Source organism: Longispora sp. NPDC051575 (assembly GCF_040681875.1).
Taxonomy (GTDB): domain Bacteria; phylum Actinomycetota; class Actinomycetes; order Mycobacteriales; family Micromonosporaceae; genus Longispora.
Map to the genome: position 1 here is coordinate 208,080 of NZ_JBFAZP010000002.1, position 19,128 is coordinate 227,207.

Annotated in this window: 16 protein-coding genes; 10 read left to right on the forward strand and 6 right to left on the reverse strand. The window is 74.0% G+C overall.

Annotation, left to right across the window (positions count from 1 at the left end):
- The first annotated feature begins 96 nt into the window (after nucleotides 1-96).
- From AB0M43_RS04780 to AB0M43_RS04790, 3 genes are read left to right on the forward strand one after another with little or no spacing between them, the layout of a single operon-like run.
- Nucleotides 97-342, forward strand: a complete 246-nt coding sequence (locus tag AB0M43_RS04780; RefSeq protein ID WP_363721208.1) for a hypothetical protein — start codon at nucleotides 97-99, stop codon at nucleotides 340-342.
- A complete protein-coding gene (locus tag AB0M43_RS04785) occupies nucleotides 339-1,037 on the forward strand; it encodes an ABC transporter ATP-binding protein (RefSeq protein ID WP_363721209.1) in 699 nt (232 codons plus the stop codon). The genes AB0M43_RS04780 and AB0M43_RS04785 overlap by 4 nt, the downstream gene beginning before the upstream one ends.
- The gene (locus AB0M43_RS04790) at nucleotides 1,034-3,469 is read left to right on the forward strand and encodes an FtsX-like permease family protein (protein WP_363721210.1); all 2,436 of its coding nucleotides are present in this window, start codon (nucleotides 1,034-1,036) and stop codon (nucleotides 3,467-3,469) included. Before AB0M43_RS04785 ends, AB0M43_RS04790 begins: the two co-directional genes overlap by 4 nt.
- 59 nt (nucleotides 3,470-3,528) lie before the next feature.
- Here the strand turns inward: AB0M43_RS04790 and AB0M43_RS04795 are convergent, their stop codons facing one another.
- Entirely contained in the window at nucleotides 3,529-3,837 is a 309-nt protein-coding gene (locus AB0M43_RS04795) for a hypothetical protein (protein WP_363721213.1), read from the reverse strand.
- A 279-nt stretch (nucleotides 3,838-4,116) separates the two neighbouring features.
- Here AB0M43_RS04795 and AB0M43_RS04800 point away from each other — a divergent pair, with 279 nt between their 5' ends.
- The 3 genes from AB0M43_RS04800 to AB0M43_RS04810 all read left to right on the forward strand — a co-directional run bounded on the left by AB0M43_RS04800 (nucleotide 4,117) and on the right by AB0M43_RS04810 (nucleotide 7,394).
- Nucleotides 4,117-4,929 carry a serine protease gene (locus AB0M43_RS04800; RefSeq protein WP_363721215.1) on the forward strand — a complete coding sequence of 271 codons (813 nt, stop codon included), beginning with the start codon at nucleotides 4,117-4,119 and terminating at the stop codon, nucleotides 4,927-4,929.
- Nucleotides 4,930-5,150: 221 nt separating this feature from the next.
- Complete coding sequence (locus tag AB0M43_RS04805) at nucleotides 5,151-6,026, forward strand: SMP-30/gluconolactonase/LRE family protein (RefSeq protein WP_363721216.1); 876 nt, start codon at nucleotides 5,151-5,153, stop codon at nucleotides 6,024-6,026.
- A 75-nt stretch (nucleotides 6,027-6,101) separates the two neighbouring features.
- Complete coding sequence (locus AB0M43_RS04810) at nucleotides 6,102-7,394, forward strand: hypothetical protein (RefSeq protein ID WP_363721218.1); 1,293 nt, start codon at nucleotides 6,102-6,104, stop codon at nucleotides 7,392-7,394.
- A 93-nt stretch (nucleotides 7,395-7,487) separates the two neighbouring features.
- Here AB0M43_RS04810 and AB0M43_RS04815 read toward each other — a convergent pair whose 3' ends face one another.
- Nucleotides 7,488-8,732: a hypothetical protein gene (locus AB0M43_RS04815; RefSeq protein WP_363721219.1), complete on the reverse strand. Its 1,245-nt coding sequence runs from the start codon at nucleotides 8,730-8,732 to the stop codon at nucleotides 7,488-7,490.
- Between the two features lie 194 nt (nucleotides 8,733-8,926).
- Between AB0M43_RS04815 and AB0M43_RS04820 the strand changes: the two genes are divergently transcribed.
- Nucleotides 8,927-9,802: a hypothetical protein gene (locus AB0M43_RS04820; RefSeq protein WP_363721221.1), complete on the forward strand. Its 876-nt coding sequence runs from the start codon at nucleotides 8,927-8,929 to the stop codon at nucleotides 9,800-9,802.
- A 56-nt stretch (nucleotides 9,803-9,858) separates the two neighbouring features.
- Here the strand turns inward: AB0M43_RS04820 and AB0M43_RS04825 are convergent, their stop codons facing one another.
- Nucleotides 9,859-10,581 (reverse strand): transporter substrate-binding domain-containing protein, encoded by a 723-nt coding sequence (locus tag AB0M43_RS04825; RefSeq protein WP_363721222.1) that lies wholly within the window; start codon nucleotides 10,579-10,581, stop codon nucleotides 9,859-9,861.
- Nucleotides 10,582-10,680: 99 nt separating this feature from the next.
- Nucleotides 10,681-11,676: an endo alpha-1,4 polygalactosaminidase gene (locus AB0M43_RS04830; RefSeq protein WP_363721224.1), complete on the reverse strand. Its 996-nt coding sequence runs from the start codon at nucleotides 11,674-11,676 to the stop codon at nucleotides 10,681-10,683.
- 151 nt (nucleotides 11,677-11,827) lie between these two features.
- Between AB0M43_RS04830 and AB0M43_RS04835 the strand changes: the two genes are divergently transcribed.
- Nucleotides 11,828-12,493, forward strand: coding sequence for a response regulator transcription factor (locus AB0M43_RS04835; RefSeq protein ID WP_363721226.1), 666 nt, complete (start codon nucleotides 11,828-11,830; stop codon nucleotides 12,491-12,493).
- The gene (locus AB0M43_RS04840; RefSeq protein WP_363721228.1) at nucleotides 12,490-13,749 is read left to right on the forward strand and encodes a HAMP domain-containing sensor histidine kinase; all 1,260 of its coding nucleotides are present in this window, start codon (nucleotides 12,490-12,492) and stop codon (nucleotides 13,747-13,749) included. Before AB0M43_RS04835 ends, AB0M43_RS04840 begins: the two co-directional genes overlap by 4 nt.
- A 117-nt stretch (nucleotides 13,750-13,866) precedes the next feature.
- Here AB0M43_RS04840 and AB0M43_RS04845 read toward each other — a convergent pair whose 3' ends face one another.
- Nucleotides 13,867-15,681 (reverse strand): RICIN domain-containing protein, encoded by a 1,815-nt coding sequence (locus tag AB0M43_RS04845; RefSeq protein ID WP_363721230.1) that lies wholly within the window; start codon nucleotides 15,679-15,681, stop codon nucleotides 13,867-13,869.
- Nucleotides 15,682-15,933: 252 nt separating this feature from the next.
- On the opposite strand from AB0M43_RS04845, the gene AB0M43_RS04850 reads away from it, so the two are divergent.
- Nucleotides 15,934-16,842 (forward strand): DUF6024 family protein, encoded by a 909-nt coding sequence (locus tag AB0M43_RS04850; RefSeq protein ID WP_363721231.1) that lies wholly within the window; start codon nucleotides 15,934-15,936, stop codon nucleotides 16,840-16,842.
- Between the two features lie 54 nt (nucleotides 16,843-16,896).
- On the opposite strand, the gene AB0M43_RS04855 is transcribed toward AB0M43_RS04850, so the two are convergent.
- A complete protein-coding gene (locus AB0M43_RS04855) occupies nucleotides 16,897-19,038 on the reverse strand; it encodes a fibronectin type III domain-containing protein (protein ID WP_363721233.1) in 2,142 nt (713 codons plus the stop codon).
- Nucleotides 19,039-19,128 lie beyond the last annotated feature (90 nt).

Sequence of the window (19,128 nt, forward strand, 5' to 3'; positions counted from 1 at the left end):
TACCCCAGGGTCGGTAGCTGGCGGCATTGGGCACGGAGGGCGATTTCCCTAGCGTTGACGGGGACAACAGAACGTCACTGTGAGCTAGGGGAAGCCATGACCGACCAGTACCGCCTCACCGACCAGCAGGCGCCCGCCGACCGGCCCGCCACCCGGCCCGTCGCCAGCCTCGGCCACCGGATGCTGCGCCTGGTGCTGTGGGCCGTGATGATCCCGGCGGCCGGGTTCAACGCGGTGCAGTCCTTCGCCGGGCAGAACGTGTGGAGCCTCGCGGCCGGCATCGTCGCCACCGCCTGCCTCGTCGGCCTGATCGTCTCCTACGTGCTCGGCCGCCGGCGATGAGCGCCGACGCGGTGGTCCTGACCGGCGTGACCCGCGCCTACCCGGGCGGCGTCACCGGCCTCGACGACGTGTCGCTGCGGGTGCCGCGCGGGGCGTTCCTGGCGATCATGGGCGAGTCCGGTTCCGGCAAGAGCACCCTGCTGCACGTCGCCTCCGGGCTCGACGTGCCGACCCGGGGCTCGGTCGCGATCGGCGGGGTGGAGATCGGCCGGATGGGCGAGGCCCGGCGCGCGAAGGTCCGCCGGGAGCAGGTGGGTTTCATCTTCCAGTCGTACAACCTGGTGCCGTCCCTGACCGTCGAGCAGAACATCACCCTGCCGCTCCGGCTCGCCGGCCGCTCCCCCGACCGGCGGTGGATCGCCGAACTCGTCGAGCGCACCGGCCTGGCCGGGCTGCTGCGGCGCGCCCCCGACGAGCTGTCCGGGGGCCAGCGGCAGCGGGTCGCGGTGGTCCGGGCGCTGGTGGCCCGGCCGGCCGTCGTGTTCGCCGACGAGCCGACGGGGGCGCTGGACGCGCGTACCGCCGAGGGGATCCTCGATCTGCTGTCCTCGCTCGTGACGGACCTCGGGCAGACCGTGGTCATGGTCACCCACGACCCGGGTGCCGCCGCCCGGGCCGGGCACACGGTGCTGATGGCCGGCGGCCGGATCAGCCGGATCGTCGGCCGGCCGGTCGCGGTGGGGGCGGCGGCGTGAACCTCGTCACCCTCGCGCTGCCGATGTCCCGGCGGCGGATCAGCGGACTCGTCGCGGTGGCGCTGGCCGTGCTGCTCGGCACGGTCGCCGTCAGCGCCACCCTGCTGCTCGCCGAGACCGGCGTGCTCGGCCACGCGCCCACCGACCGGTTCGGCGGCGCGTCGGTGCTCGTCGCCGCGCCGCAGGAGGTCGTGCAGAAGGAGGACATCGACGTCGCCCTGCCCGGCCGCGCGGGAGTGCCCGCCGACCTCGTCGGGCGGCTCGGCGCGCTGCCGGGCGTGACGCGCGTCGTCGGGGACCTGAGCTTCCCGGCGACCCCCGTGATCGACGGCGCCGCCGTGCCGGTCGGCGGGCACGGCTGGTCCTCCGCCGCGCTGCCGGACGCGCCCCGGCTGACCGGCCGGGCGCCCGCCGGCCCCGCCGAGGTCGCCGTCGCCGGGATCGCGCTCGCCCCCGGTGCCAGCGTGGACATCGTCGCCGGTGGCGCCCGGGGCACCTACCGGGTCTCGGCGGTCCTCGACGGCGCGCCGGCCGGGCTGTACTTCACCGACGCGCGGGCCGCCGAGCTGTCCGGGCACCCCGGGAAGGTCGACCTCGTCGCGCTGTGGTCCGCGCCGGGCGGCCGGACCGCCGAGGACGTGCGGGCCGCGCTCGCGGGTACCGACCTGCGGGTGGTCACCGGCGCCGCCCGGGGCGACGTCGAGTACGTGGCCGCCGGGGCCGGCCGGGGCACCCTGATCGCGCTGTCCGCCTCGCTGGCCGGGGTGGTGCTGATGATGGTCGGGTTCGTGGTCGCCGGAGCGCTGTCGGTGAACGTCGCCGGCCAGCGCCGGGAGCTCGCGCTGATGCGGGCCGTCGGGGCCACCCCGCGCCAGGTCCGCCGGCTCGCCGCCGCGCAGGGCACCCTGGCCGCGCTGGTGGTGCTGCCGCTGGGGATCGGCGGCGGGTACCTGCTCGCCGACCGGGTCCGGGACTGGTTCGTCGGGCTCGGGATCATCCCCGGGGAGTTGGCGCTGGTCCGCGGCCCGTTCCCCGCGCTGATCACGGCGGTGCTGTTCCTGGCCGTGGTCGGGATCGCCGCCCGGGGCGCCGCGCGGAAGGTGTCGGCGCTGCCGGCGACCGAGGCCATGGCGCAGACCGCCACGGAGCCGCCGAGCGGGGTGGTGCGGGCCCGGATCGGGTACGGGCTGATCCTGCTCGCGCTGACCACGGCGGCGGTCCCGCTGTTCACCCGGAGCATGGTGGCCGTGGCCGGGACCGGCACGTCGGGCATCCTCGCCGCGATCGGCCTGACCCTCGCGGGGCCGCAGCTGGTCCGGGGGGCCGGGCGGCTGCTCGTGCGCAGGGCCTCGACCGGGACGGGCCGGAGCGTGACCGGGTGGATCGCGGCGCACAACATGCGGGCGTACGCGGGTCGGAACGCCGGGGCCCTGACCAGCCTCGCGATGGCCGTGACGTTCGCCATCACCTACACCTTCACCCAGACCACCCCGCAGCACGGCGCGGCGCTCGAACGGGCCGACAGCGTGGTCGGCGGCGTGACGGTGACCGCACCGGACCTCGGCGGCGTGCCCGCGTACGCCCTCGACCGGCTGCGGGCGCTGCCCGGGGCCCGGGCCGCCGTCCTGGACGCCACGACCGTGGTGTGGCCGGACACGGAGAACGGCAAGCCCAAGGCCCGGAGCCACCCGGCCGCCGTCGTCGGCGCGGACGCCGAGGGCATGGTCGACCTGGGGATCACGGCGGGCGGCCTCGGCGCGCTGAAGGGCGACAGCATCGCCGTCGGGAGGTCGTTCGCGCTGTTCAACGGGCTCGCGCCGGGCGACCGGCACGAACTGGTCCTCGCCGACGGGACCCGGACCACGGCGACCGTGGCGGCCGTGTACTCCCGCGAACTCGGCTACGGCGACCTCGTCGTCTCCCCCGACCTCGCGTACGGCCCACGGCACCTCGTCGCGAACGTCCTCGTCGGCGGGGTGGACGCGGCGGCCGTCGGCGCGGCGCTCGCGGACGTGCCCGGGGTGCGGGTCTCGGCCGCGCCGCCCGGGGCCGCCCCGGAGGTCACGCCCTCGATGTGGCTGAACTTCGTGGTGGTGGGCGGCCTGCTCGGGTACGTGCTGATCGGCGTCGTCAACAGCCTGGTGGCCGCGACGTCCCGGCGGCGCGAGGAGTTCGGCGCGCTGCGGTTCGCCGGCGCCACCCCGCGCCAACTGCGGGCGATGGTGCGCCGCGAGAGCCTGCTGTACGGGGTCGGCGCGTGCGTGGCCGGCCTGGCGCTGTCCGCGCTGCCGGTGCTGTTCCTCGGGGTGGGGCTGCTGGGGACGCCCGTCGCGGCCGGGCCGTGGTGGCTGGTGCCGGCGGTGGGCGCGATGGTGCTGGGGACCGCGTACGCGGCGACGATGGTGCCGGCACGGCGGGCGATGCGGGCCTGACACCAGCGGAAACGCCGCCGGCCGCCCCTCAGATGAGGGGCGGCCGGCGGCGTCGGTGGCTAGCGCGGGTCCTCCGGCACGGCGGCGACCAGGTCCGCGTCGATGAACCGGTCGCCGGCGTCCTTGTCGTAGAACCGCAGGGACCGGCGCGCGTCCGGGGCCCGGTACTTCTCCGCGCCGACCTCGGCGGCCACCCGGCGACGCAGCAGTGCGACCTTGAGCCGCAGCGCGTCGGCGCGCAGGTCCGCGTACGCGCGCTCGACGTCGGCGACGGAGCCGCCGACCCGGGCCGCGATGTCCGCCCAGTCGGCGCCCGACTCGCCGCCCATCAGGATCGTGATCTGCTCGGACGCGCCGTACTCGCGCATGTCTCCCCCTCTGTCACACCGGTGGTACGTGTGCTGGAACGCATCGCGGTGGGTGGATATTCCGGGCGGCATTTCCATGGTTCTGGGGTGGTGGTGAGGCATTGAGAACCTTGACGGCAATTTAAGGATTTGCAACGGTGCCCTTAACGCAACACTGACAATGCTCTGGGGACCGGCGGACGCGCTCCACACAGGTACCGCCGGGCGGCCGCCGCTCGGGAGAACCGGTGGCCGCGTCCGCCCACTCCGCCTCCGGGCGGAATCCGAAGGGAACCCCTCATGTCCCCGAACCCCGGCTGGGCCCGTCTCCGCCGTACCCTCCTCGTGCTCGCGGCGGCCACCGCGACGCTGGCCGCCCCCGCGACGGCGTTGGCCGCGCCCCCGGCGAACATCGTCGGCGGCGAGGAGGCCAGCACCGCCGACCGCCCGTGGCTGGTGGCCCTGGTCAGCGCGAAGTACTACCCGAACCGCGCCAACGTCAGCCACCAGTTCTGCGGCGGCACCCTCGTCACGCCCACGAAGATCGTCACCGCCGCGCACTGCGTGAGCGGGTTGCAGGCGAAGTACGTGCAGGTGGTCGCGGGGCGGACCGACCTGCGCACCCAGGCCGGCGACGTCCGCCAGGTGTCCGCGATCGCCGTGCACGCGAGCTACCGCTCGGTGGAGAAGGGCGACGACGTGGCCGTCCTCACCCTGTCGCAGGCGCTCAACCGGCGCACCCTGCCCGTGGTGGCGTCGACCGACACCAACCTGTACGCCGCCGGCACCACGGCCGCGATCATGGGCTGGGGCGACACCTACGCCGGCCAGGGCGACGGCTCGCCGACCCTGCTCGCGGCGACCGTGCCGGTGACGTCCAACGCGGACTGCACCGACGCGTACGGCCGGCGGTACCTCAAGGCGAAGATGGTCTGCGCCGGGTACCCCGAGGGCGGCGTGGACACCTGCCAGGGTGACTCCGGCGGCCCGTTCGTGATCAACGGCAAGCTCGCGGGCGTGGTGAGCTGGGGCGACGGGTGCGCCGACCCGGGCGTCCCCGGGATCTACACCCGCCTGACCAGCTACTCGGGCTGGATCAGCAACAACCTCTGACGGGTACGGGCTGGCGGCGGGTCGCACCGTCGCCAGCCCGGCGTCCCGGGCGCCCTCCCCCGCGCGGGCCCGCCCCGTCCCACGGGCCGGCGGGCCCGCGCGTCCCGACCGGTTGTCCCGCCGGGCGGAAAAATCCGGGGGGCGGATGCGGCCCCGCCAGGCAGAGTGGTGGTGCGGGGAACACCCCGACCCGACGAGTCCACCTGCGATTGGCCACCACGATGCGCACCCTGACCCCGTACCCCGTGACCGACGCCGACAGCGCGCTGGCCGAGGGGCCGATCTACGCCGACGGCGAGTTCGCCTGGGTGGACATCCCCGCCGGCCTCCTGCACCGGGCCACCCTCGACGTCTCCGCCGACCGGGCCCGGCTCGACCGGGCGGCGACCGTGCCCGTCGGACGCCACGTCGGCTCCGTCGTGCCCGCCCTCGTAGGCGGTTGGCTGGCCGCGGCGAGCGCCGGCTTCCTGCACCTCGCCGCCGACGGCACGGTCACCGAGCTCGCGCAGCCCGAGGCGGGCAACCCGGGCGTGCGGATGAACGACGGCAAGTGCGACCCGGCCGGCAGGTTCTGGGCCGGCAGCAGCGGCGGCTGGGACGCGCCGACCGGCTCGCTGTACCGGACGGACCTCGACGGCACGGTGCACCGGGTCCTCGACGGGATCGGCATCTCCAACGGCCTCGGCTGGAGCCCCGACGGCACCCGGATGTACTACGTCGACAGCACCCGCCGCACCCTCGACGTCCTCGACTACGACCCCGCCTCGGGGGTACCGACCAACCGCCGCACCCTGGTCGCCTTCCCCGCTCCGTTCGAGCCGGACGGGCTGGCGGTCGACCACGAGGGCGGGATCTGGATCGCGCTGTGGGAGGGGTCGGCCGTGCACCGGTACACCCCTGAAGGTCTGCTCGAGGCCGTGGTGGAGTTCCCCGTCGCCCGCCCCACGAGCTGCTGTTTCGCCGACGGGGTGCTGTTGGTGACCACCGCGCGCGCCGACGCCCCGCACCCGCTGGCCGGCGCCGTGTTCGCGTGCGACCCGGGGGTCACGGGGCCGCCGACCGTGCCGTACGCGGGGAAGCTGCGCCCGGCGGCCTGATCCCGGTGCCGCGAGCGGATTTGCATGATCATCTACTATTGATCAACTTATCCCTCGTGGTCTGGAGCGGCAGTGGTGGACAACAGGCGTGCGTTCCTGGTCGGGGCGGTCGGGGTCGGCGCGGTGGCCGGCGTGCTGGGCGGGGTGCCCGCCTCGGCGGCCGGCGGGGGCGACGACCCGTACAGCGTGGACGTCATGAACCACGGGGCCGACCCGACCGGCGCCCGGCCGAGCGACGCCGCGTTCCGGGCCGCCGCCGCCGAGGTGCTGGCGAGCTTCCAGGGCGCCCCGATCAGCGGCGCGGTACCGAAGAAGGTCCTGGTCGTCCCGCCGGGCAACTACCTGCTCACCCAGCCGGACTCGCTGCTGCCGAACGTCGACGGCGGCGTGGCCGGCAGCGGGGGCATCGTCGACGGGATCAGCATCACCGGGTACGGCAAGCGGCTGTCCCGGATCACCTACTCCCCCACGGCCGACGACACCACACTGTGGACGAACCGGCGGCGGTACAAGAACATCCGGATCTCGGGGTTGACCTTCGTCAGCACCAACCCGACGTCGAGCTTCAACTACGCGGTCTCCGACAACAAGGCCGGCGTCCAGGACACCTGGTACACCGACGTCGAGTGGCGCGGCGACTGGACCCGGGGCATCGGGCTCGACAGCCCCACCGGCGCGGTCGCGGACCTCAACAGCGAGATGGGCTGGGACCACTGCCAGATCGGCGGCTCCTACTCCGACGCGTTCCTGGTGATCGGGATGACCCCCGCGACCGCCAAGCAGGACCAGTTCCTCAACTACTGGTTCCGGGAGTGCAAGGTCGAGTTCCAGTCCGGGGTGTTCGTGCGCAACGCCCGGGGCGGTTCGATGAACTTCATCGGCGGCTCGTACGTGCTGATCGACGAGTCGAAGCCGGGCACGTTCTTCAAGCTGGACGGCACGGCGGGCCGGGCGGACTCGGTGGCCCGGCTGTACGCGCAGGGCATCCGGTTCGAGCTGCGGTGCGCGCTGCACAAGGTGATCGACTCGTCCTGGTACAAGGGGCACATCAGCTTCGTGTCCTGCGACGACACCGCCAACGCGTACCAGGACTTCGCGGCGGACGCGGTCTCGCACTCCTACGCGTTCACGGCCAGCGGCTCGCGGGGCCCGATGGTGCGCTACGTCGACTGCGCGCTGCTGGGCCGGCACGAGGTACGCACCGGCACCGCCCCGATCACGGCCGGCAAGGTGGTCTACGACGGGTCCCGGTTCGCCAACCGGACCGCCGCCGGGATCCTGGGCTGGGTGGGCGGGGCGACCCCTCGGCACGAGTACCGCGACTGCCTGGCGGGCGGGGCGTACCTGGCGGACGAGAAGAAGCCCTGACCGGCTGCTGCGACCGGCCGCGCCGGCCGTGCGCCGTGGTGACGCACGGCCGGCGACGGTCACCCGCTTCCGGGCGGGAGGGCGACCGGACGCCTAGACGGCCGCCACGCCCGCCAGCAGGATCGCCCGGAGCTGGGCGATGATGTCGGCCCGGTTCCGCTCGAACGTCGGATCGCTGAGCTCCGTGGTGTTGTCGGCGGCGAAGTCGAGCACCGGGGTGTGCACGTGGCCGCCGGCCGGGCCGCTGAAGGTGCTGCGCAGCAGGGTCGCCCGGTACGCGATCTCGTTGGACAGGTAGCCGCCCCCGCCGCCGTTGACGGCGATGGAGCCCGGGGTCGGGCCGTCGGGCCGGAACACCGGGGCCGTCTGGCCGGCGGGGATCTCGGTGACGGACCGGTTGACCAGGACCGGGAACCGGCCGGCGGCGGTCTTCATCTGGTCCACCGGCAGGGTCGAGGGCACGAACTCGTTACCCCGCATCACACCGGGGAACGTCCTCGGCTCGGTGAGGCTGCCGCCGCCCCAGATGTTGTTGTTGTCGCCGATCGAGGTGACCGAACGCCGCCGGCCGTTGGACACCTCCAGGTCGAACTGCCCCGGCCGGCCCTGGCTGACCGTGGCGACCAGGTCGGCGCGCTGCGGGCTGTTCGCGATCCAGATGTGCGGCCGGAACGCCTCCTCGACCATGCCGTGGTCGAAGTCCGCGTACCGGACCGGGAACATGGCGGCCTGGATCTGGACCCGTTCGCCGCCGACGGTGAGCCACTTGCCGTCGAGGGCGAGGGCGTTGACCCCGGACGGGTTGCTCCGCCGGATCTCGGCGTCGAGGACGAACGGGTCGAAGCCGGAGACGAAGAGCTTCTTCACGCCGGGTACGTCGGCGAAGTCGGTGCTGGTGATGCCCCGGGAGGCGCGTTCGAGCCGGCGTTCGAGCGCCGCGCGGTCCACGGTGAAGCCGGGGGTCCATTGGCGGAGCGCGCGGGTCATGGTGACCCGGGCCCAGTACAGGGGCCGGTCGTCGCCGCCCCGGGCCACGGCGGTCTCCCAGAGCGCCCGGCCCTGGGTGTCGAGGGCGCGTTCGGCCGCCGCGACGTTCCGCAGCGCGCAGAGCGAGCGCTCGAAGGCGGTGACGTGCCCGGTGAGGCCGCCCCGGGCGATCAGCCGGGCCGGCACGGGTGCGGGATCGGAACCCAGGGTGCGGGTCAGGCGCTGTTCCTCGACGGTGAGCGGGACCTGGGAGTCCCGGCACGAGGGGGTCGCCGCGGCGGGGTGCGCCGCGACCAGGATTCCGCCGAGCAGGGTGAGGAGCGCGGCGCTGCGCGCCAATGGTCTCAACATGTGCCGATCCTTCAATGAACGTGCGGCCGGGGTCAATACGGGATCGCCGGAATTGCCTGCCGTTTGCCGGCCAACGGCGACTTCGAGGGAAAACCCTTGCGGATCCCCTCTTCTCCACTCCGGACGGCCCCCGCTTTATGGACGATTAGGATCCGCTTAATCCCGCCTTAAAGGCGTGAGTGCGACAGTGAACCGTGCACGAACACTCCTTCGCCGGTACGCTGCGCGCCGCCATCGACTCCCGGGGCATCAGCCTGGAACGCATCCAGGCCCGCCTCGCCCAGCGCGGCGCCCCGGTCAGCGTCGCCACGCTCAGCTACTGGCAGAACGGCCGCAGCCGCCCCGAACGCCGCGCGTCCCTGGTCGCGCTCCGGCACCTGGAGAGCATCCTCGGCCTCACCTCCGGCGCCCTGTACGACCTGCTGACCGCGCCCCCGGCCCGGAGCCGGACGGAGCAGGCCACCGCCGCCCCCGAACTGCCGGCCGCTGACCCTCCGGCCTCCCCAGGACACCTGGATCCCGCCCTCAACGACCGGTTCACGCTCGTCGACGCCCACGACCGGGTGCTGCTCAGCGCCACCCGGCACGAGCGCCTCGTCCAGACCCGGCTTCTGCTGCGCGCCGAGGAGGACGGGGTGGACCGGTTCGTGGTCCAGGCGCCCGCCTGCGGGGACGGGCCGCCCGCGCTGGGGTCGCTGTGGCGGTGCCGGCCGGGCGCGACGCACGCCGACCGGGCGGGCGGTCGCGGGATCGAACTGCTGCTGGACCGGCCCCTGGCCCGGGGCGAGACGACGATCGTCGACTACAGCCTGACCCGCCCGGGGCCGGGGCCGGTGGCGACGTCCTGGGAGCGCGGGTTCGGCCGGCCGGTGCGGCAGTACACCCTGGAGATCGCCTTCGATCCCGGCGCGGTGCCGGTCTACTGCACGCGGTTCACGGACGACGGGACGGGCGTGGAGGAGCACCGCGGGCTCGTGCTGGACGGCACCCGGACGGTGCAGGTGGTGGCGCGGGACCTGCCGGCGGGGCGGGCGGGCGCGCGGTGGGAGTGGGGCGGCGGGCCGGAATGAGGCACCCCGGCGGTCACCGTGCGTGGCGTCGCACGGCAGGACCGGCGGGTGGGCGGTCAGGCGGGCGGCGCGACCGTGGCGTCGGGCTGGTGCGACCGCAGCAGGGACTCCGCGACGAAACCGCTGGCCTTCAGCTCCTCGACGAGGTCCCGGAGGAACGCGACGGTCGCCGGCTTCCGGGTGGTCGTCGTGCCCACGGCCTGCCGGATCTCCATGAACCGCTCCGCGATCAGGCGGAGGTCGGGGTGCGCGGCGACGTAGGCGGTCACCGGCTGCCGGATGCCCGCCGCCACCTCCAGGTCCCCGGTCCGGAACGCGTCGACGCCCTCCTCGCCGCGCACGACGGTCGCGTGCCGCAGGGTGCGGGTGAGGTACAGGTCGTAGGCGGAGCCCCGCTTGACGCCGATCCGCACGCCCGGCCTATCGACGTCGGCGACGCCCGTGAGGTCGGAGTCGCGGGGCACGGCGAACACGCCCTCGATCACGACGTACGGCGCGGTGAACGCGACCTCCGCCTCCCGGGCGGGCTCGACGGCCAGGAAGCAGAGGTCCGCCCGGCCCGCCGCCATCGCCTCGTAGGACTTGCGCGCCGCGTCGAAGCAGAGCAGTTCGACGGGTACGCCGAGCCGCGCGCCGACCTCCCGCGCCAGGTCGACCGTGACCCCGGCCGGCTCCCCCGGGGTGCCCTGGGCGAGGACCGGGTTGCCCAGGTTGATCGACGCCCGCAGGACGCCCGTCGGGGCCAGGTCCGTGGCGATGTCGGCAGCCATGATCGTCATGGGTCGAGCCTAGCCGGGCCCGCCAGGTCCCACCGCCGAAAATCTAACCTTTCAAATCGGCTTTACTGGTGAGACACTGGCGGGGTGGCACAGCGACCGTCAGACGCAGGGGATGTAGGGCAGATCGCTGAGCGTCTCGCTGCTCTTCTTCCGGATCGTGGCGAAGCGCAGCGCGGCCGACTTGGCGCAGATCGTGCCCGCCCCCTTGCGCCACTCCTCGTCGTACTCGACGTGGAACACCGCCTTGCCCACCGCCCCGAAGGAGTCGACCAGTTCCCCGCACTCCTTCTGGATCAGGCAGGACTCGTTCACCGCGAAGTCGAACGCGTCCACCAGCTCGCCGGCCTGCTGCACGTCGTTCTTCAACCCCGCCGCCAGGCCCCGGTCCCGCGCCGCGGCGGCCAGCGCCCGGTTGAACGCCAACTGGGCATCCGCGCTGGTCACGAACGTCGTCTCGGAGGTCGGGTGCTCGTAGGACTCCACCAGGTCGAACTCGATCCCGTCGAAGCCGGCCGCCACGCACGCGTCCATCCGCGCCGCCATCACCGACACCACGAAGTCGCGCTGGCCGAGCTCGTTGTCGATGTTCAGCCAGCGCTCGTCGGCGTACCCGTCGACCGGGCCGCCGACCAGCTTGCCCTTGCGCCCCAGGTGCGCCGGGTCGTTCTCCCAGGCCGTGAACCGGCCCGCGTCCGGCCGGTCCTTCTCGATCGCCCCGGCGTCGATGTAGCAGATCGCGCGGGCACCCTTGGCGTGCACGGCGTCGACGGCCACCTTGTTCGGCACGTCGGTCCGGCCGCCCGCGAGGTCCGGGGAGAGATAGAGGTCGAAGTCGAACACGTCCGGACACACCCGGGTACCGGCGGCGTTCGGCACGCAGAGCTCCACGTTGATCCCGCCGGTGGCCGCGTACCGGTCGTTCGACGTCAGCTGGTACTGCCACCTCAAGCCCGGGCCGGGGTGCCAGATCCCGTCGCCGCCCGCCGGGGCCCGGGTCACGTGGGCGTGGGCCTGGACCGCCGGCCCCGGAGCCACCGGGGCGAGGACGAGCGCGGCCACCAGGCCGACCATCACCGTGCGCGCACTGATTCTCATGGTCACGGAGTCTGGACGGACCTCCATGACAATTCGATGACGCGCCCTGATTGTTCACAATCTTTCCCAATATCTGGCTACTAAGTTAACGCGAACTGAGTTATGGTCCCGAGCGGTGTTCCGGGGGGAACGGGGAGGTAGCGGCACTGTCATGCGCGTACTCGTGGTGGAAGACGACGACAATCTCCGGGCGGCCGTCGGGGCGGTGCTCCGGGCCGACGGGCTGGCCGTGGACCTGGTCGGCGACCTCGTCGAAGCGGACCTCGCGATCACAGTCAGCGAGTACGACTGCGTGGTCTTCGACCGGATGCTCGGCGCGAACGACTCCCTCGGCTACATCGCGGCGAAGCGCGCCACCGGCTGGACGACCCCTGTGCTGTTCCTCACCGCGCGGGACACGGTCGCCGACCGGCTGGCCGGGTTCGACCACGGCGGGGACGACTACCTGGGCAAACCCTTCGAGGCCTCCGAACTCCTCGCCCGGGTCCGCAGCCTCGCCCGCCGGGCCGGCAGCGCCCGCCCGACCGTGGTCATGGTGGGTGACCTGCGGATCGACCGGGCCCGCCGCGAGGTCCGCCGGGCCGGGGTGCTGCTGTCCCTCACCTCGAAGGAGTTCGCGGTCCTGGAGCTGCTCGCCCACCGGCCCGACCAGGTCACCAGCCGCAGCTGCCTGATCGAGAAGTGCTGGGACGAGATGGCCGACCCGGAGTCCAACGTGGTCGACGCGCTGATCGCCCGGCTCCGCCGCAAACTCGGCACCCCCGCGCTGATCCACACCGTCCGCGGCGAGGGCTTCCGGCTGGAACCGGTCGGGTGAGCCGCCCCGCCACCCCGGCGGGCGTCCGGCTCCGCCGGCTGCGCTGGCAGATCACCTTCGTGTTCGCGCTGGTCAACGCCGGTTTCGCGATCGGCCTGACGGTGGCGACCGAACGCCTGACCCACCAGCACGGCGAGGCGGAGATGTACGCCGAGATGCACCGGCGCACCTCCGGGGCCGTCCGCGAGATCGCCGTCCGCGACGGCCGGGTCGTCGAGAACGGGCTCGTGGACGACGACCTCACCCAGGGCCCGCCGGGGCTGATCCTCCTGATCGGCACCCGGGCCCCGTTCACCGTCGCCTACCGCACCGGCCATCCCCTCGCCCAGCTCCCCGAACCGGCGGTCCGCGACGCCGCCCGCCGGGCGGTCGCCACCATGGCACCCGCCCGGCTCGTGGTCACCGGCCCCGACGGTCACCGGCTGGCCGTGCTCGCGGAGGCCACCTACGACGACGGCCGGCCCGACGAGGTCAGCGGGGCCGTCGTCGCCGTTGCCGACCTGGCCGCCGTCGAGGCCGAGCACCGGCGGTTCGTGCTGGTCCTGGCCCTGGTGTGCCTGGTGGCACTGGCCGGGGCGCCCGCCGTCGGCTACACCCTGGCGGGGCGGTCGCTGCGCCCGGCCCAGCGCGCCCTGGACGACCAGGAGGCGTTCCTCGCCGACACCGCGCACGACCTGCGGACCCCGCTCGCCGCCCTGCGCGCCTACGCCCAGGCCGCCATCCACGACCCGACCCAGCGCGCCGAGCTGCTGCCCCGGGTCGTCACCCTGTCCACCCAGTTGCAGGCCACGGTGGACCAGGCGCTCGCCCAGGCCCGGCTGTCGGCCGGCACCCAGGCCGTCGACCTCGAACCGCTGCGCCTCGACCAGCTCGTCGAGGACCTGGTCGACCACCGGCCCGAGGCAGCCGGGACGGTCACGGTCCGCGCCGTCCCCAGCGTGGTCCGGGGCGACGCGGACCTGCTGCGCCGCGCGATCGGCAACCTGGTGGACAACGCCCTGCGGCACGGCCGGGCGCCCGGGGCCCGCCCCGAGGTCACGGTCACCGTCGAGGGCGGCACCGTGTCCGTGGCGGACCGGGGGCCGGGCGTGCCGTCCGACGTGCTCACCCGGCCCGCGACCCGCCGGGGGCTCGCGATCAGCCGACGGATCGCCGGGCTGCACGGCGGGACGCTCACCGCGACCGGCCGGGACGGCGGCGCGACGTTCACCCTGACGTTGCCGACCGTCGGGGGGCGGTGCGGCGGACAGCGGTAGCCGTTGTGGGGGCGCCGGGTTTCCGGGTGCCCGCCGGCCGGGACCCGCTCCGCGCCCGGCACCCCAGGGGCACGCCGCCGGCCGCGGTCGGGATCCCGTCACCGGGCGCGGTCGGCGTCACGTCACCGGGCGCAGCCAGAAGATCATCGCCCGGGCGGCCTTCGCGTCCCCGACGGCGGGTCCGGCCACCAGGCCCGAGCCGGCGTCCGCCCCGACCCGCAGGGCGAAGCCCGTCGCCCGGTTGACGAGCATGTAGCGGCCGTCCTCCGCGCGGACCGGCCGCCACTGCTGCGCCGTGCCCGCGTCGCACGCGCGCTGCTCGACGGCCGCGCCCGCCGTACTGTTCCGGGGCCGCGCGCACCGGCCGCTGCGGACGTTGACCAGCTTCACGTGGCCGCCCTGGGCGGTGGTCAGCTTCCACTGCTGGGCGGTGCCGGTGCCGGACGGGTTGCGGACCAGCGGGGCACCGTCGGCGGTGGAACCGTTCGAGACCTCGACGGCGTCGACCGAGCCGTCGCGGTGGGCGTAGGCGCGCAGCTGGTACGTCGTGTCGGCCTGCGGCCCGGGGACGGTCAGCGCGTTGAGGGTCCACTGCTGGTCGGCCGCGTCCGTGAACGGCCGCAACGTCGCCGCCGCCGGGTACGCCGCCGGCGCGGTGAGGGCCAGCCCGCTGCGGTTGTTCAGCAGCGCGTACCGGCCGTTGTCGAGCGCCTTCGGGGTCCACAGGGACGCGTTGCCCTCGTGGCACCCGTACTGGAACGTCTCGGTGCCCGGTGCCGTCCCGCTGAAGGCGGCCTCGGCGCACAGGCCGCTGTTGTCGTTCAGCAGCCGGATCCCGGTGCCGTAGTCCAGGGTCCACCGCTGGCTGGGCTGGTCGGTGCGGGCCCGGGCCGTCAGCTTGGCCGTCTGGCCGACTGCGGCGTCCACGATATCGAGGGCGTGCCCCGTGGCGGCGTTGGTGACCGCGTACGTGCCGCCGGTCCGCAGTCCGGTGGAGTCGGGGGTGGCGCTCCTGATGAGGAACGCGCTGTCGGCGATGTTCCAGTGCGTGGCGAGCGCGGAGCCGGGCACCGGGTTCGGGTGGAAGTAGTCGTCGCCGCCGCAGTCCAGGAGCCGGTCGGCGTCGAGTTCGGGGCACACGTAGGACATGGGCGAGCCGTAGCACATCAGGTCCCACTCGTCGGAGCAGTGGTTGCCGCCGCTGAAGTGCGGGGCGAACGCGAGCACCGCGCCGAGCTGGTGGCCCAGTTCGTGCGCGACGGCGTTGGCGCCCCAGCAGTCGACGTCGATCCGGGCGTAGTAGGGGCCGGTGTTGAACCGGTTCTCCGCACCCGGCCGGTCGTCGTTGTCACCCCAGGTGGCGCCGCAGTGGTGTGCGTCGGAGGGATCGACCCGGGGGTCGCCGAGCATGATGTACTGCCGGCCCGGCTTGTCGTAGCCCAGCGCGGCGATCGCGTTCCGGCTGCCTCCGAGGTCGGCGATCACCGACGGGGCCAGTCCGACCTCGCGGACCGCGATCTCACACGACGATCCGGCGGCCTCGGTCACGAACCGCACGTGCCGGCTCGCCCCGAACCGGGCCGCGCTGTCGTTGAACACGTCGTCGACGGACGCGAGGATCGCCCGCAGGGTCAGCAGGTACGCGTCCCGGCGCGACGGCTTGGCGTTGTTGTACACGTAGAGGATCTCGACCCGGGCGCCCGCGACGCCGTCGCCCTCGCACCGGGGCGGGTTGGCCTCGATCTGGGCCGCGGCGACGGCGTCGGGCAGCGGGCCGGTCAGCCGGGCGGCGCCGGGCGGCGGCTGTTCGAGGCGGGACGTCGGTTGCGACGGCCGGCCCTGGGCCGGGGTCGTCGCGACGGTGAGGGGCAGGAGGGTGGCGCACGCCAGGACGCCGAGCAGGCGGCGGGCGTACGGACCGGACAACCGCATACGGGTACCTCACTACTCTCGGTCCGGGGTGCGTCCCCGGACACGGAGCCGAGTGTGTCCACCGGTTCATGACACTTTCGTGACGCCCGCCGCCCGCCGGCCGACCCCCGAGGCCCCAAGCCCGAGACCCGAGACCCGAGACCCGAAGCCCGGTCCCGCCACCGCCCCGGAACGGCCACGATGGACGCCGCGCGGCCCCACCCCCGACCGGTCTCACGAAATTGTCACGGAGTTCCCCGCAGGATCGTTGACATGAGCGCACTCGGAGACCGGCCCGGCCCGCTCGACGCCGCGTCGCTGCACCCGTGGCTGCAGCCCACCGGCATGGACCGGCACTATTTCGCCGAGGCCGCCCGGTTGCGCGCCGAGATCGCGGGGCTGCTGGTCCGCGACCTCGGCGCGGGCGCGTTCGTGCCCTATCTCGTGCAGAACGCGACCGCCGGGCTGACGGCCGTGCTCTGGGCGGCGGCCCGCGCGGGGCGGCAGGTGCACGTCCCCGGCCCGGCCGCGCAGCACCACCCGGACCTGCACCGGCTGCTGCCCTGGAGCGCGCCCGCGCACGGGTGGTCGTTCCGGACCCACGTCTCGCCGCTCACCGGGCACACCGATCCGCTGCCGGACGCGCCGGTGCGGATCGTGGACGCCTCGCAGTCGCTGGGCACCACCCTCACCGGGGCGGCGCTGCGGGGCGGGGACGTGCTCCTCGCGCCCCTGCACCTGCACCTGGGCCTGGCGGTGGGGGTCGGCCTGGTGCTGGTCCGGCGGGAGCACCCGGAGCTGGACCCGGTGCACGCGGTCCTGGCCGGCGCGGAGGCCGACGCGCAGTCGCTCGCGCCGCTGCGGCAGGTGGCCCGGAACCTGTCCGCCGCGCGGGGGTCCATCGTCAACCGGGCGGAGATCCGGGTCGACGAGCGGCTGCGCGCCTGGGGTACCCGTCGCGGTCTGTCGATCTCCGGGTCGCCCTCGGGGGTGCCGTTCGCGTGTGTGTCCACGGTGGATGGCACGCCGGTCGCGGACCGGATCGACCTGGCCGGCTGGTGGCACCACCGGGACACGGACACCGCGCGGTTCGCGGTGCAGACCACGGGACTGCTGTGCGACGGGCCGGTCGACCGCACCGACGCGTTCACGGCGGCCCTCGGGGAGGCCGGAACACCCTGACAGAGCCTCATCGGGTACGGCGGCGCGCCGTACCCGATGAGGTCTCCCGCTCTTCTAGAGGGTGATCGACCAGCTGTCGAGCTTGCCGGTGTCGCCGGGGCCGTAGTCGCTGACCCGCAGCTGCCAGGTGCCGCCGGCCGGGCTCGCCACGTTCGGGACGGTGAACGTGATCGGCCCGTTCCACGGGGTGCACGGGTAGTTGCCGGTGCCGCTGTACTTGACGGCGTAGGCCTTCCCGTTGGGGTCGAACAGCGTGATGCCCAGGTCCTCGGCGCAGGTGTGCTGGACGGTCACGACGAGGGTGACCGTCGCGACGGCCTGCCCGGTGGCCGTGGAGGTCACGGGGCTGAGGATCCGGCCGAGGTCGGCGATCGGGAAGTCGGCGTCGTTGACGAACGTGCGGTCCCCGCCCCCGGTCGGCCTGGTGCGCACGCTCACCGGCACGGTCGCCTTCGACCTGTTGCCGGCCGCGTCCCGGGCCTGGACCGTGAACGGGTAGGCCGTGTCGGCGGCCAGACCGGTCACCGTCGCCGTCGTGCCGGTGACCGTGGCGGCCACCGCCGAGCCGTTGTACACGTCGTAGGCGCTGACCCCGGTGTTGTCCACCGACGCGTCCCAGGCCAGGGTCACCGAGGTGGTGGTCTGGGCCGTGGACCGCGGGTTGCCGGGTGTGGTCGGCGGCTCGTCGTCGGCGCCCCCGCCCGGCTGGGTGCGGGCGCTCACGGTCGCCGACGCCGGGGACACGTTGCCGGCGGCGTCCTTCGCCCTGACCGTGAACGTGTACGCCGTGTCGGGGCTCAGACCCGCCACCGTCGCCGAGGTGCCGGTGACCGTGGCGGCCACCGCCGAGCCGTTGTACACGTCGTACCCGGTGACGCCCTTGTCGTCGGTGGACGCGTCCCAGGCCAGGGACACCGTGTTCTGCGTGCTACCGGTCGAGCGGGCGTTGCCCGGCGCGGTCGGCGGGGAGACGTCCCCGGGGTTGCCGGTGACCAGGGTCAGGTTCCACTTCGTCAGGGCCTCCTTGACGGGCTGGAAGATGGACAGGTCGTCGTCGTTGGTCGGGTTCGCCACGCAGGAACTGGGGCCGCCGTCGTGCAGGCCGGCGGCCTTGTCCCCGACCAGCCAGCCACCGCCGGAGTCCCCGCCCAGCGAGCACGCCGTGGTCCAGGTCAGGTCGTCGATGACCAGGGTGCCGTAGGTGACGGACTTGTGGGTGTACTTGACGACCCCGCACTTCCACTTCGACGTGTTGCCCGAGTGGCAGGTCGCGTCGCCGACCAGCGCGTCCACGGAACCGTTGACGGTCACCGCCGGCTGGTCCCAGGTGTTCACGGCCGCCGACAGGTTCCAGTTCGGCTCGGTCACCGCGACGACGCCCATGTCGCCCTCGCGGGCGTTGACGCTGCGGGTCCCGCCGACGTTGGACGTGCCGATCTTGTTGAGCTGGCCCTGCTGGCCGTACGCGGCCTGGTTGGCGTCGTTGGTGCAGTGTCCGGCGGTGAGGAAGTGCTTGGCTCCGGCGGAGTCGGTGACCGGGAAGCCGATGGAGCAGTTCGACTCCGTGCCGGGCCACCACGGGCTGCCGGTGCGAATGTCGCCGCCCTGTTGGCGCGGCTGGGAGTCGGTCTCCACGACCCGCACCCCCGCGCCGAGCGCCCGGAACCGCCCGACCGCCGCGTCGGTGGCCGCCGTGCGGGCGGTGGTGTTGACGTCGACCTTCACGAGGTTGGCCTGGACGTCCACGCCCCAGCTGTACACGCCGGGGACGCCCGGGCCGACGATCGCCCTGATCTGGGCGACGAGTCCGTCCAGTTCGGCGGGTCCCCGGCCGACGAGCTTCGGTTCGGCCCCGGCGGCGCGCGCCCGGGCCGCCGCGCCCTCGGTGGTCACGGCCACCACGAGCCGGCCGGACTCCGGGTCGAACCACTTGCCGGCGAGTTCGGCCCGCAGGGCCGGGGGCAGCTTCTCGGCCACCCGGTGCGCCTTGTCCTGGGCGTACAGCCGCTGCCGGGCCTCCTCGGGGCTGATCTTCAGGTCGCGGGCGATCCCGGCGACGGCGGCGTCGGGGGCCACGGTCATCTCCGGTGGCGCGCTGAGGGCCACGGTGGCTGGCCCGGACCAGACGGCGACGACCGTCGCCCCGACCAGGGCCGCGCCGCCCAGCGCGGCGGTGAGTTTGCTACGCATGCGCATCGCAAAAGCCTCTTTCTTATGTGTACCGTGCGGAAAGTATCGATGTGGGTGCCGCGCGTCCGGCCCGGCAGGGAGGCGGCCGGACCGGAC

Excerpts from the sequence above, each read along its gene's own strand:
- AB0M43_RS04780 (WP_363721208.1), top strand. The coding sequence starts at position 97 with ATGACCGACCAGTACCGCCTCACCGACCAGCAGGCGCCCGCCGACCGG.
- AB0M43_RS04785 (WP_363721209.1), top strand. The coding sequence starts at position 339 with ATGAGCGCCGACGCGGTGGTCCTGACCGGCGTGACCCGCGCCTACCCG.
- AB0M43_RS04795 (WP_363721213.1), bottom strand. The coding sequence starts at position 3,837 with ATGCGCGAGTACGGCGCGTCCGAGCAGATCACGATCCTGATGGGCGGC.
- AB0M43_RS04800 (WP_363721215.1), top strand. The coding sequence starts at position 4,117 with ATGTCCCCGAACCCCGGCTGGGCCCGTCTCCGCCGTACCCTCCTCGTG.
- AB0M43_RS04805 (WP_363721216.1), top strand. The coding sequence starts at position 5,151 with ATGCGCACCCTGACCCCGTACCCCGTGACCGACGCCGACAGCGCGCTG.
- AB0M43_RS04815 (WP_363721219.1), bottom strand. The coding sequence starts at position 8,732 with ATGTTGAGACCATTGGCGCGCAGCGCCGCGCTCCTCACCCTGCTCGGC.
- AB0M43_RS04825 (WP_363721222.1), bottom strand. The coding sequence starts at position 10,581 with ATGACGATCATGGCTGCCGACATCGCCACGGACCTGGCCCCGACGGGC.
- AB0M43_RS04830 (WP_363721224.1), bottom strand. The coding sequence starts at position 11,676 with ATGAGAATCAGTGCGCGCACGGTGATGGTCGGCCTGGTGGCCGCGCTC.
- AB0M43_RS04835 (WP_363721226.1), top strand. The coding sequence starts at position 11,828 with ATGCGCGTACTCGTGGTGGAAGACGACGACAATCTCCGGGCGGCCGTC.
- AB0M43_RS04845 (WP_363721230.1), bottom strand. The coding sequence starts at position 15,681 with ATGCGGTTGTCCGGTCCGTACGCCCGCCGCCTGCTCGGCGTCCTGGCG.
- AB0M43_RS04850 (WP_363721231.1), top strand. The coding sequence starts at position 15,934 with ATGAGCGCACTCGGAGACCGGCCCGGCCCGCTCGACGCCGCGTCGCTG.
- AB0M43_RS04855 (WP_363721233.1), bottom strand. The coding sequence starts at position 19,038 with ATGCGCATGCGTAGCAAACTCACCGCCGCGCTGGGCGGCGCGGCCCTG.